Annotated in this window: 9 protein-coding genes; 3 read left to right on the top strand and 6 right to left on the bottom strand. The window is 56.6% G+C overall.

The window, feature by feature from the left end; translation table 11 throughout:
• Positions 1 to 7: 7 nt before the first annotated feature.
• The gene (gene recJ, locus Q672_RS29805; RefSeq protein WP_022986186.1) at positions 8 to 1,732 is read right to left on the bottom strand and encodes a single-stranded-DNA-specific exonuclease RecJ; all 1,725 of its coding nucleotides are present in this window, start codon (positions 1,730 to 1,732) and stop codon (positions 8 to 10) included.
• 398 nt (positions 1,733 to 2,130) lie between these two features.
• Here recJ and fadB point away from each other — a divergent pair, with 398 nt between their 5' ends.
• The 3 genes from fadB to Q672_RS29790 all read left to right on the top strand — a co-directional run bounded on the left by fadB (position 2,131) and on the right by Q672_RS29790 (position 6,258).
• The gene (fadB, locus tag Q672_RS29800) at positions 2,131 to 4,278 is read left to right on the top strand and encodes a fatty acid oxidation complex subunit alpha FadB (protein WP_022986185.1); all 2,148 of its coding nucleotides are present in this window, start codon (positions 2,131 to 2,133) and stop codon (positions 4,276 to 4,278) included.
• 24 nt (positions 4,279 to 4,302) lie between these two features.
• Positions 4,303 to 5,478, top strand: a complete 1,176-nt coding sequence (fadA, locus tag Q672_RS29795) for an acetyl-CoA C-acyltransferase FadA (protein WP_022986184.1) — start codon at positions 4,303 to 4,305, stop codon at positions 5,476 to 5,478.
• Between the two features lie 168 nt (positions 5,479 to 5,646).
• Complete coding sequence (locus Q672_RS29790; RefSeq protein ID WP_022986183.1) at positions 5,647 to 6,258, top strand: hypothetical protein; 612 nt, start codon at positions 5,647 to 5,649, stop codon at positions 6,256 to 6,258.
• Positions 6,259 to 6,316: 58 nt separating this feature from the next.
• Here Q672_RS29790 and Q672_RS29785 read toward each other — a convergent pair whose 3' ends face one another.
• The 5 genes from Q672_RS29785 to Q672_RS29760 all read right to left on the bottom strand — a co-directional run bounded on the left by Q672_RS29785 (position 6,317) and on the right by Q672_RS29760 (position 12,331).
• The gene (locus tag Q672_RS29785; protein WP_152521841.1) at positions 6,317 to 7,300 is read right to left on the bottom strand and encodes an ATP-grasp fold amidoligase family protein; all 984 of its coding nucleotides are present in this window, start codon (positions 7,298 to 7,300) and stop codon (positions 6,317 to 6,319) included.
• Between the two features lie 286 nt (positions 7,301 to 7,586).
• Complete coding sequence (locus Q672_RS29780) at positions 7,587 to 8,573, bottom strand: hypothetical protein (protein WP_022986181.1); 987 nt, start codon at positions 8,571 to 8,573, stop codon at positions 7,587 to 7,589.
• Positions 8,574 to 8,758: 185 nt separating this feature from the next.
• Positions 8,759 to 9,406: a glutathione S-transferase gene (locus tag Q672_RS29775; RefSeq protein WP_022986180.1), complete on the bottom strand. Its 648-nt coding sequence runs from the start codon at positions 9,404 to 9,406 to the stop codon at positions 8,759 to 8,761.
• Between the two features lie 319 nt (positions 9,407 to 9,725).
• Positions 9,726 to 10,238, bottom strand: a complete 513-nt coding sequence (locus Q672_RS29765; protein WP_152521840.1) for a hypothetical protein — start codon at positions 10,236 to 10,238, stop codon at positions 9,726 to 9,728.
• 182 nt (positions 10,239 to 10,420) lie between these two features.
• Positions 10,421 to 12,331, bottom strand: coding sequence for a 3'-5' exonuclease (locus tag Q672_RS29760; RefSeq protein WP_022986177.1), 1,911 nt, complete (start codon positions 12,329 to 12,331; stop codon positions 10,421 to 10,423).
• Between the last annotated feature and the right edge of the window lie 420 nt (positions 12,332 to 12,751).

Genomic DNA, 12,751 nt, shown 5'->3' with positions numbered 1-12,751 from the left:
CGGCGGGTCAGACCGGGATCAGGTGCTCAAACAAGAGTTGCGGATTACGCTGGCCACGGAATTCATTCACTTCCAGTCGATAGACACCGCGCACCCGGGTGATTCGGCTCGGCAGGGCCTCCACCGGCACATTGAAATGGATGGCATCAATTACGCCACGCACGCCGGGCAGGCCCAGGGTCAGTTTCAGGTGGCGCTCCCCCACGATGCGGTGCTTCAACACCTCGAACTCGCCGTCAAAGCACGGCGCCGGGAATCCCTGGCCCCAGGGGAAACGGTGGCTCAGTAATTCCGCATTGCTCAGGGTCAGGTCCTGGTCGCTCAGCGGCCCGTCGGTTTCCACTACCCGCTCCAGTGCTTTGGGAGAGAGCAAGTCCGCCACCGCCTTATCGAACGCCACCTTGAAATCCTCCAGCCGGTCACGCTCCAGCGACAAACCCGCCGCCATGGCATGGCCACCGAACTTGCTCAGCAAACCGGGGTTGGCGGTGGCCACCGCGTCCAGGGCATCACGCAGATGCAAGCCAGGAATCGACCGGCCAGAACCCTTCAAGGTGCCCTGCTGCTGAGCCGGGGCGAAGGCAATCACGGGCCGATGAATCGCCTCTTTTACGCGGGAGGCCAGGATCCCCACCACCCCTTCGTGCCATTCCTTGCCGTACAGGCACAGGCCGGCGGGCAGGTTGTCGGCATCCAGTCGGTTCACCTCTTCCATGGCCGCATCGCGCATGCCCTGCTCAATGGAGCGGCGTTCGCGGTTGATGGTGTCCAGCTCCTGGGCCATCTCCATGGCTTCAGCGTCGGTCTCGGCCAACAGGCAGGCGATCCCGTGGGTCATGTCCGACAGCCGTCCCGCCGCATTCAGGCGCGGGCCCACGGCAAAGCCCATGTCGGCGGCCAGCACCCGGCCGGGGTCACGTCCGGCCACCTGCAACAGCGCCCGAATCCCTGCACAGCCCTTGCCGGCACGAATGCGTCGCAGGCCCTGCTCCACCAGCACGCGGTTGGCGTCATCCAGCACCACCACGTCGGCAACCGTGCCCAGCGCCACCAAATCCAGCAAGTCGGTGATCGGCGGCTGCGACTGCACGCCCTGCTCGCGCAAGGCACGCTGTAGATCCATCAATAGATAAAAGGCCACCCCGACCCCGGCCAGGTTTGCCGCCGGGAAATCTTCACAGCCGGGCAAGCGCGGGTTCACCAGCGCATCGGCCTCAGGCAATGTATCGCCGGGCAGATGGTGGTCGGTAATCAGCACGCGCATGCCCCGGGCGCGAGCGGCGGCCACGCCATCCACACTGGCAATGCCGTTATCCACGGTGATGATCAGGTCGGGGTGGAATTGCTGCTCGGCGAGTTCCACGATGGCCGGCGACAGGCCATAGCCGTATTCAAACCGGTCTGGCACCAGAAAATCCGGACGCGGAAACCCCAGCGCCTGCAGCCCGCGCACCATCAAAGTGGTAGCAGTAGCGCCGTCGGCGTCGTAGTCGCCCACAATACAGATACGCCAGTTATCGGTTCGCCCTTGTAACAGCAACGCCACGGCCCCACGCAACCCGTTGAAGGCTTGCGGATGGGGCAAGCGCTTGAGCGCCAGCTCCAGCTGCGACGGGTCGTCCACCCCTCGCCCGGCCAGAATCCGCGCCAGCAGCGGCGGCACATCCGGCCAGTCCGGCGTGTACTGCGGCCGGCGAGTGATATTGGGCAAGGCAAGTTTGTCGATGGGCATGGACGCGCTCGGAGACCTGGGAGAACCGCCCCTCCCTTCCCCTGCAGGTGAGGGGGAGCGGCATGAATGATGTTTGGCGCAGTCTGCCATGGTTGGGACAAGACGGCACTAACGCACCGCCATTCCTCGCTATCACAAGGAGCAAGTGATGCTTTTTTCATCAACCACTGCAGGCCGGGAAGCACCCCGACTAATTAGTCACAAATTAGGGCTAAAAAAGTCATTCACCTTCCCTATACTTGCGGGCCTACAAGTTCGTTGATTTATGTAAGCAAACACTCACATGAATCACGTCGCCTCTCCCATTTGCGGGGACCTTTACCGGTAAACAGGGGCAGAAGAGGCACTACCAAAGCGGCCTATTGTGTCGCGTACTTTGGGACTGGAGAGCAAACGCTATGATCTATCAAGGCAACGCCGTAAGCGTACAACTGCTTGACGACGGCATCGCCGAACTGAAGTTCGATCTTCAGGGCGAATCCGTCAACAAGTTCAACCAGGAAACCGTGGAAGATCTCGGTAAGGCTGTCGACGCCATTGCAGGCAACAACGACATCAAGGGCCTGATCGTGACCTCCGGCAAAGGGGTTTTCATCGTTGGCGCCGACATCACCGAATTCACAGACATGTTCAAACTGCCGGAAGACGAAATCGCCGGCTGGTGTCTGAAATCCAACAAGGTCTTCAATGCCTTTGAAGATCTGGACATTCCCAAAGTGGTTGCCGTGAATGGCATCGCCCTGGGTGGCGGCCTGGAAATGTGTCTGGCTGCGGACTTCCGCGTACTGAGCGAGAAGGCCCAGGTCGGTCTGCCGGAAGTGAAGCTGGGCCTGTTCCCGGGCTTCGGCGGCACCGTGCGTCTGCCGCGTCTGGTGGGCGTGGACAACGCCGTTGAGTGGATCGCCGCTGGCGGTCAGCACCGTGCCGACAAGGCCCTGAAAGTGGGTGTTGCCGATGCCGTTGTCGCTCACGACAAACTGAACGATGCCGCCATCGCGCTGGTCAAGCAGTGCCTGGAAGGCAAGATCGACTTCCGCGCCAAGCGCCAGGAAAAGCTCGAGCCCCTGAAGCTGCCGCCCATGGAAAACATGATGGCCTTCCAGACCTGCATGGCCATGGTCATGGGTCAGGCTGGCAAGAACTACCCGGCTCCGGTTGCCGCCGTGAAAGCCATGCAGACCGCTGCTGGCATGAACCGCGACCAGGCCCTGGAAGTGGAAGCCAAAGGCTTCGCCAAGATCGCCAAGACCCCGCAAGCCACCGCGCTGGTAGGTCTGTTCCTGGCTGATCAGGCTGTGAAGAAAGTGAACGGCAAGACCGCCAAAGGCGCTGGTGAAATCAACCAGGCCGCCGTTCTGGGCGCCGGCATCATGGGTGGCGGTATCGCTTTCCAGTCTGCCCTCAAAGGCACCCCGATCATCATGAAGGACATCGCCGACAAGGCGCTGGACCTGGGCATGAACGAAGCCTCCAAGTTGCTCGCCAAGCGTGTCAGCAAAGGCAAGATGGATGCCGCCAAGATGGGCAAAGTCCTGTCTGCCATCCGTCCGACCCTGAACTACGGCGACTTCGACGACGTCAACGTGATCGTTGAAGCCGTTGTTGAGAACCAGAAGATCAAGCAGTCCGTACTGGCCGAAACCGAAGGCAAAGTGAAGGAAGGCACCGTTCTGGCCTCTAACACCTCCACCATCTCCATCACCAAGCTGGCTGAAGCGCTGGAGCGTCCGCAGGACTTCGCCGGTATGCACTTCTTCAACCCGGTACACATGATGCCGCTGGTAGAAGTGATCCGTGGTGAGAAGACCTCTGACGAAACCGTCGCGAGCCTGGTGGCCTACGCCCAGAAAATGGGCAAGAACCCGATCGTCGTTAACGATTGCCCCGGGTTCCTGGTTAACCGCGTTCTGTTCCCGTACTTCGGCGGCTTCGGCATGCTGATGCGTGACGGTGCAGACTTCGAAGCCGTGGATAAAGTCATGCAGAAGTTTGGCTGGCCCATGGGCCCGGCCTACCTGATGGACGTGGTCGGTATCGACACCGGCGTACACGCTGCCCAGGTCATGGCAGAAGGCTTCCCGGAGCGTATGCAGTACGACTTCAAGGATGTCTCCACGGTAATGTTCGAAAACGAGCGTTATGGCCAGAAGAACGGTGTCGGCTTCTACCGCTACGAAACCGACAAGAAAGGCAAGCCGAAGAAGGTTGTCGACGAGAAGACCTGGGAACTGATCAAGCCGCACGTGGCCGAGACCCGGGAATTCGACGCCGAGGAAATCATCGCCCGCATGATGATTCCGATGTGCACCGAAACCGTTCGCTGCCTGGAAGACAACATCGTAGGTTCCGCTGCCGAGGCCGACATGGCCATGATCTACGGCATCGGCTTCCCTCCCTTCCGTGGTGGTCCGCTGCGCTACATCGACAGCATCGGCGCGAAAGCGTTTGTTGAGCTGTGCGACAAGTACGCGCACCTGGGTGGCATCTACGAAGCACCGCAGATGCTCAAAGACATGGCCGCCAAGGGCGAGTCTTTCTTCGCCTAAGCCACGGACACTGGAGATATAGATATGAGCTTGAATCCGAATGACGTAGTCATCGTCGACGCGGTCCGTACTCCCATGGGCAAGAGCCGTAATGGCCAGTTCCGTCACGTGCGTGCCGAGAAACTGTCTGCCCAGCTGGTACAAGCGCTGATGGCGCGTAACCCCAACTGGGACACCCAGCTCACTGAAGACGTGATCTGGGGCTGTGTTAACCAGACCAAAGAACAGGGCATGAACATCGCCCGTAACATCGCCATGCTGGCCGGCCTGCCGCGCACCAGCGCTGCCCAGACCGTGAACCGTCTGTGTGGTTCTTCCATGCAGGCGCTGCACACTGCCGCCCAAGCCATCATGACCGGTAACGGCGACACCTTCGTGATCGGTGGTGTTGAGCACATGGGTCACGTCGCCATGGATCACGGGGTCGACATCAACCCGGAGATCTCCAAGGTTACCGCCAAGGCATCCAACATGATGGGCCTGACCGCGGAAATGCTGGGCAAAATGCACGGCATCAGCCGTGAGCAGCAGGACGAGTTCGGCGTGCGTTCCCACCGTCTGGCCTGGGAAGCTACCCAGGAAGGTCGCTGGAAGAACGAGATCGTGCCGATCGAAGGTCATGATCAGGAAGGCAACAAGGTCCTGTGTGAAATCGACGAAGTGATCCGTCCCGGTGCCAGCATCGAAGACATGCAGAAACTGCGTCCGGTATTCGATCCGGCCAACGGTACCGTCACTGCCGGTACTTCCTCTGCGCTGTCTGACGGTGCGTCCGCCATGCTGGTCATGAGCGCCGAGCGTGCCCAGGCCCTGGGCCTGAAGCCCCGCGCCAAGATCCGCTCCATGGCCGTTGCCGGCTGTGATGCCGCCATCATGGGTTACGGTCCGGTACCGGCCACCCAGAAGGCGCTGGCCCGTGCAGGCCTGACCATCGACGACATTGACTACGTGGAGCTGAACGAAGCGTTCGCTGCTCAGTCACTGCCGGTGGCCAAGGACCTGAAGCTGCTGGACAAGATGGAAGAGAAAGTGAACCTGAACGGTGGCGCCATCGCCCTGGGTCACCCACTGGGTTGCTCCGGTGCGCGTATCACCGGCACCCTGCTGAACGTCATGGAATGGAAAGATGGCCAACTGGGTCTCGCCACCATGTGTATCGGCCTGGGTCAGGGTATCGCTACCGTCATTGAACGTGTATAAAGCCTGACACCGCCGCCTGACGCCGGACTCGTTCCGGCCTCAGGCGCGGATGCCAATTTCCGGCCCCGCCTCACAAGGGCAGGACTGGGAACCAAAAACCCCGGCTTATCCGCCGGGGTTTTTCTTTTGGGGATGTGTAGAATAAGCAAAAAAAACCATCACCACCGCATGAAATACGTCATCACTACCCTCTTTACCGCCCTTCTCGCGTTACCGGCGTTCGCCGGAGAGATTGACCTTTCCCAAACGGAAAAGGATATTCAGTTGATACGGACAAACCTGCAGCCGAATGCAAGCAACCGCACTCTGAGTAGCGTTGACGTACTGATGCGTAAAACAGTGGAAGATTTGGGCTGGCTACTCTCACAGGGCGAGCCCGATCACAGCACCAAAGAAGAGGCCCAAGCCCTTTGGGATAAGCTTGCAACGATATTAAACAACGCGCACACCGAGGTTAAAAAAGTCCCTTCAGATGATGATCAGCAGGCCTTGATCCGGGCTCAGATAGACAAAAAGGGGATGGCGTTAAACTATTTTTACCAGCATGAGCTCCGGTCAAACCCGATGCTGGGCGGCAGGATTGTGGTGGAACTGAACTTCATGCCAACGGGCTATCTTGAAGATATTGAAATCAAATCAGCCGATGAAGGTCTGGAAAGATTGGCAATCAGGATACTGCCCTTACTCAGAACGGTCAGAATCAAACCGCAGGAAGCATCACAAAAAATCGAGTACAAATTGAGTTTTTCCCGAGCACGCAGCAAACCCTACTCGAGTTGAATACAAGCAGGCATCCCTACGGGCTATTTTGAAAAGGGAAAGCCTTGCCTTGGAGATCTCAGCTCTCGGTCATACTGTTCGGGGCAATCTCCCGAAATGAAGACGCCGCCAGGTACTGTTTCAGTGCCGACGCATATAGTCGCTTGAAGCCAGACCGGTGCTGGTGACTCAGAAAAAAGGTGTTCCTGATATCCCATGCCTGCGAAAAACGTGATTCAGGATCGTTCGCGGCAGGCGGGTACACATAGCCAGCCTCGTTATAAACCGTTAACTCTCCCAGCCACAATGCTTCACCATCAAAAATAAAATCCACTCGGAGTTGATCGAACTCAGCGCCAAGCTGTTTGGCCAAAGCAACAGCTTCTTCCACTTTGTTCGGCAATGCCTTTCCTGGATTAGGGGGGCCGACACGCCCCTGTTCTGTGCTGAGCTTCATGGTGCCATCGGCTGCAACATTCCAACAATTTGCCCACTTCCCGTTAAAACGATCGCCGATGTGATGCAAGCGGACAACATCTGAACCATGGGTAAAAACCTTTATCTCCTCCAGCTCACCAAACTGCGGAGTAATCTCATCCTCAATAAAAATTTTTCGTTCTACACGTGAATACGCCCACTCGCGATGCGCCTTTCCGTGATCGTAGGCCAACCAGCTCTGTATCGTAGACTCGATTTTTTCGTCGGAAAAACGGTTATCCCTTAGGAAAAGATTCGTCTCGCTGCCATGATTGGCCTTCATAAGTGCAGCCCCTTTCAGCAAACCCCGGGGAATGGATTCAGCGGAATCTCCAACCCACCGCACCGATGCCATTTTCAGACGCTCTGGCACTCTCGCCTCTACCCACTCCTTACAAGCCAACTTATCGGAAAGGATGACAAAACGTGGGTCATGATCGAAAAGTTTCCTCCAGAGAAACTTGTCATTCACCGTTTGAGGACAAAACATGTTAGGCAAGAAGCCAGTCCGGCGAATAAAGTACAGCACCATTTTGGGATGTCTAATCCACAAAAAACACTCCAGCACTGCCTTGATCAGGCGCAATCTCAATGCCACAGGTTATTTTCTCCAACGCATGAAAGAGAGAGGCAGAGGGGCATGCACACCACTGGTTTGCACCATCTGTCGGCAACAGCAGAGTGAGAAAAATCGCCCAGAGTTCTTTCCCCTTGTCCTGAATTCACCACAGCCATCCCGCCCAGGCTGCTTTGTACTGGTTATCAGTTCCAAGTGTACATAGATCACAAACGCAAATAAATGATCAAAAATCAACCAACCATAGACAAACTGCTTTCCAAGTTGGGACACCCATAAATTTATTTCCCCAGCTTTATCCAAGAGCCCAGGACGAATACTGCCCGGCAATCCAACGCCGCCCCGTCGCCTCCGCAAAGGCCTTCACCTTCACTATCGGTCCCACCGCCAGCGGCGTTCTCCGCTTCCGGGGCCCCATGTGCGTCACCCAGGCGCGCGCATCAATACCCATGCGCTCAAGAATATTCGCCGCAGCGCTATCGATGGCCCCACGTTTGTCTTCACGCATGACCCTGCCTGTGGCATCGACCAACACCAGATAATCCATCAAACGCATAGGGCATACAGTGGCGTCGTCATCCGTTTGGATATGTTCTGCATCCACCATGGGTAACAGCGCTGGGAGCTTGTCAGTGGATGGCAGATTCAGGACAGCGCGGCTTCGCTGCTGGAGAGAGGTGAAATCGGAAGCTTCGGGTGTCGCAGCCATGCCGGCACGAACAGGGTTAAGGTCCACATATGCCATACAGCCCACCACGGCTTTCTCGTCCAGCAGCGCCTGGCTTTTGTAGCGACCTTCCCAGAAGCGGCCCTTGCAGCCGTCTTCTTCGTTGGCTCGCCGGGCCAGATGTTCGTTCAGACAGCGCATGAACCAGCCAAGGTCATATAACCGACAGCGCCATTGCTCCACGATTTCCAGGGCTTTCAAGGTTTCGGCTTCGCAGGTCTCGTCCCTTAGCCATCGCTTTACCAGCGGCGGCCCAGAAAACAGCCGCATCCACTGTGCCGCCACCTCCCGACAAGACCAACCTTGCGCCCTGCCCTGATCTACCCTCAACACCACATGGTAGTGATTGGACATCACCGCATAGGCACACAGATCAATCGCAAATACCTCAACCAGCGTCGCCAGGCGCTCCACCACCCATTGCCTGCGATGCTCATAATCCTGGCCAGAGTAATGATCCCACCCACACAAGAAAGCCCTGCGCACACAACGGCAAATACAGTGGTAATACGGCGTTTCCTCAAGGGAAACCTGCTGATAACGCGCTCGTGTCATGGTCGCCTCCATGCTGATCCATGACCCAAACCATACTGTCCTTATGGACAGACCTCCATCAGCGAACACCGATTAGATCTGTAGGAAATCTGGCATTTCCTGGGTGTCCTTTTTTCTTTTTTCTTTTCAATTGATGGGTGTCCTGTTGTGCTGTTGTGGCACACATCTCTGGTTTTCACTCAGGCTCAGGAAGGAAACACCATCACATCATCGCCCTCCTGCCATACCGGCAGCTTGACCATGGTTTGAAGAAATAGAGGGTGCTCCAGCCAGTGCTGTAACCACCGCTGCAGATTCGGGTAAGGCAGCAGGCTAAACACATCACGATCTACATGGGCGAATTGGCGAACAAACGGCATGATGCCAATATCCGCTATGCTCGGCGCTTCCCCAAGCAGGTAGGCGCTTTTCTCCAGCAACGATTCCAGGACCTGAAGAAAGGCCTCCCCTCGTTGCCGATACTCGGTCTGGGTCATCTCGACATGGCGGTCGGCGTATTTATAGCGATCCAGCCAATACTTGAACTCATTATCGTTTTGCTCAATCAGGTCATTCGCCTGAGGCACGATCGTTGCGTCCAACAGCCCCTGTGGATCCTGCTGCTCCAGCGCCCACACCATGATGTCCCGGCTTTCTTCAATGACAGCACCATCGGCAAGCTGCAAAACCGGCACGGTTCCCTTAGGGCTTATCGCCAGCATTTGCGCAGGCTTGTTTTTCAGGGTCACTTCCCGCAGCTCTACCTTCAAACCCGCAAACAAAATGCCCAGCCGGGCGCGCATGGCATAGGGGCAGCGGCGAAAGGAATACAGGCAATCTAACGAGGTCGTCATAGCGATTTTTCACAACTGAAACAGGGGTGGATTGATGCAACGGGAAACCGGCAGTCTGCTCACCACCAAAAGGGTTATCGATAAGCTCAACGCAAAAGGTGCGCAGAAGGAAAGGATACTATTGAACCAGCGCCCCGTCCCGGAACACTCCATTCATCGTCATTGGATGGGTGTCCTTATCTTTTTGTTATCTTTTTTTCCTTTTCTTTTTTATCCAGTCCCACAGCTTTGGAGAAACAATGGGGTCAGGTCTCCCATTTCCCATTTATCCGAAATCTAACCTCATATGGGAATTCAAGATTCCTGACCAACAAGGAAACTACAAGGCAATGCCCGAGCAAACATGAGAAATATTCGACCTATTGGTCATGATGTCATCGCACTTGGAGTTAGTGCAGGCAATCTTTTGTGCTTTTGCCTCTGGAGACAAATCTCTGGTCGCAATATCAAACATTCGAATGGCAGAATCCAGATATTCACACTTCTCCGTCGAATTAGTTCTGATCTCGTCTAGCTTCGTTTCCAGATCATCCCGGTTAATTAATACTCGATCGTATTTTTCCTGCAGCATCTCTATATAGGCGCTGTTTTGCTTCATATTGGTTGTTTTGGCCTGCTCCTCCGAAACCTTCTCAGGGAAAGCGCCGATCAGAAATTGATTGAGAGGTCTGATGTCCGTCTGCCAGAATCCATCCCAATTCCATAAAAAGGTGAACGAAATCCCCCCCAGCAAAATCCATTCAAACACCTTGGTCATAAACGATCGATGTTCTACAGCGTGCGCAGAATTTGAAGGCTGTATTGATGGCGATTCTGAATTTTCGGCTTTCACACTTACTTCCTTAAAGTTTCAAAGATAAACAGATTACAACAGAGGCCTGGCCTCCCGTTTCCCACCGCACTCTCACTAAATCTCATACCCATCCTCATCCCCCCTCTCCTGGGCAACCGCCCCACCACAACTGGACAGCGCCAGGACAATGGGGTCAGGTCTTGCCCCGTGCCACAACTCAACTACCCACCACACCTTCCCACAAACCAATTTCCTCCACTCCCAGTCAACAACAACTGCTGCCTTGCCCTTGTCATCCCCACATACAGCAGTCTTACCTCGCTCTCCAGATTCTCCTCCTCATCCTTCAATCCCCCCAACCCCGCCAACACCACGGTGTCGAACTCCAGCCCCTTACTACTTTGCCGGGTGAGTAACGCAATCCGGTCAGCATTGGCGTCGTAGGCTTTTTTGCTGGCGTTGTCTTTCAGCCAAGCATGGGGAATGTTTTCCCGTTTGAGGGCCCTTTGCAGGGTCTCGGCCTGCCAGTTGTAACCGTAGATCACGGCGATGTTGTTAAGCAGCTGGCCGTTCTGGTGCCATTTGCGAATGCACCGCGCGATGTAGTGGGCTTCGTCGTTGAAGGTATCGAACTTGCGGAATGCCGGGGCCGGACCGCTGGTGCCGGCCATTTCCGGGGCAATCAGGGGAATGTGGTCGTCGTCGGCGTCATGCGCTTGCAGGAAGTCCTTGGCGAAATCGTAGGCGTAGCTGAGGATCTCGCGGGTGTTGCGGTAATTCAGTTTCAGAATGGTGGTACGCCCACGAGCCTGTATGCCGGCGCTGGACAGGGGGAATTTGAGACTTCGCTTCTTGTAGATGGACTGAGCATCGTCATAAAGCAGCAGCAGGGAGTTGGTGTCCGGGTCGATCATCTGCACGATCAGGGCCAACCAGTCCTGCTCGAAATCGTGGCCTTCGTCGATCATGACCGCGCTGTATTGGGCACGGGGGATCTGCCCCTTGTCCACGGCCCGAATCACCGTCTCCACTTGCCGTTCCCATGGTTGCAACTCTGGCGTGGCGGGGATCAGATCCACGTTGTAGGTTTGCAATTGCCGACCACACCATTCATGGAAGTGGTGCACCTGCACTTTCTCTTCGATACCCTTTTCGGCAATAAAGCTGCGCAGCCGGGCGGCCAGGGTAATGTTGAAACACAGCACCAGAATCGGTTTGGTCACGGCCTGGGCCAGGTGCAGGCAGCGGTAGCCGAGGATCAGCGTCTTGCCGGACCCTGCCACACCATGGATGACCCGGTGACCCTCGCCCATGCTGCGGGCCAGTTGTTCCTGCTGCAGGTCCATGACGCGGACGATATCGGGGATAGCGTTGTAGCCGGGTTGGCGCTCCGCCATGGCTCCATTGCCTGTGTTATTGCCCCGCCCTTGCATGCTGCCCTGCTCGCTTTCTTCATCAGCCTCATCGTCTTCATCAAACAACCCCTGCTGAGGCGCGTTGATGCGGATTTCCGGAAACAGGTTCCAGCGGATGCGATCAATCTGCGGCAGGCTGAGTTTGTCGCCGAAGGTGTAATCGAACATGGCCCACAGCTGTTCCTGGAAGACTTCCGGGTCGGCGGTGGCGGTCATTTCATCCCGGCAGATCAGCCGGTGTGGCGGCAGCACCAGTTCCTGGTGCTCTTCACTGATGGCCTCATTCCATTGCTTGCGGGTGATATTGGGAAACACCACCCCATAACCCCACGGGAAACAGAGCTTGCCTTGGTGCTGTGCCGACGTTTGCTGCAGATGCTCATCGCGCTGCAGTTTCTTGATGGCAGTGAGCGCACATTGGCGAGCTTGCTGCAGGGGATTGGTGACAGTCTTCAGACCATCGGGAGTAAAGATCTCCACATCGCGCGGGGTGATCTTTTTGAGGGTATCCAGCTTCCAATCCTTCACCTCCAAAAACAGCAAGCCACGACCGGGATGAAGAATGATGTAATCGGGGTAGCGTCGGTTGCGCCCCACCGGGGTGTCATACCAGACGGTGTAATCATCCTCCAGCAGCGTTTCCAGCCGCTGCCCCAGGCGGCGCTCGCCCGCGGTCATGCCGCGCAGGGTGCTGATATTGGGGATGACGGTGGCCATGGCAGATCAGCCTCGCTCTCTCACAAGAGACGCACTGCCAATGCGGCACGCAAGAGCATTGCGGCTCACCGCTGTGGCGCCAGCAAGGCAACCATGTGGACAGGGTCTGCCAGGCATCCTTTCCCCTCTTGTTCGATCACCTCGCCTTCCTGGCGGGCTGATTGTTATTGGTTATGCATTCCGTGATGCAGTTCCGAATGTACACAATCTTCGAGCGCAAATAAATGAATACGCTTCAGAGGTTTGTTTAGGGTTGAGGATTCGCGGCTCGAGCGCCGCTCCTGCCGGGGTTGAGGCTTACCTGAAGGGGGGTCATGCTTCCGAGCCTTGGCGAGGAGAGTGCGTTGCCGTTGGCAATGGCCCCCGCTGCGCGGGGATCGCCATGCGAGCATGGACTCCTAAGGGGGGGGGGGGGGACCG

Origin of the sequence: Alcanivorax sp. P2S70, from assembly GCF_000475295.1 — a bacterium.
Classification (GTDB): Bacteria; Pseudomonadota; Gammaproteobacteria; order Pseudomonadales; family Alcanivoracaceae; genus Alcanivorax; species Alcanivorax profundi.
Note: the sequence above shows the minus strand (reverse complement) of the source record. Positions and strands in the feature narration are given on the sequence as shown.

Coding starts and splice junctions, on each gene's coding strand:
- Q672_RS29775 (WP_022986180.1), bottom strand. CDS start 9,406: ATGACGACCTCGTTAGATTGCCTGTATTCCTTTCGCCGCTGCCCCTAT.
- Q672_RS29760 (WP_022986177.1), bottom strand. CDS start 12,331: ATGGCCACCGTCATCCCCAATATCAGCACCCTGCGCGGCATGACCGCG.
- fadB (WP_022986185.1), top strand. CDS start 2,131: ATGATCTATCAAGGCAACGCCGTAAGCGTACAACTGCTTGACGACGGC.
- fadA (WP_022986184.1), top strand. CDS start 4,303: ATGAGCTTGAATCCGAATGACGTAGTCATCGTCGACGCGGTCCGTACT.
- Q672_RS29780 (WP_022986181.1), bottom strand. CDS start 8,573: ATGACACGAGCGCGTTATCAGCAGGTTTCCCTTGAGGAAACGCCGTAT.
- recJ (WP_022986186.1), bottom strand. CDS start 1,732: ATGCCCATCGACAAACTTGCCTTGCCCAATATCACTCGCCGGCCGCAG.
- Q672_RS29790 (WP_022986183.1), top strand. CDS start 5,647: ATGAAATACGTCATCACTACCCTCTTTACCGCCCTTCTCGCGTTACCG.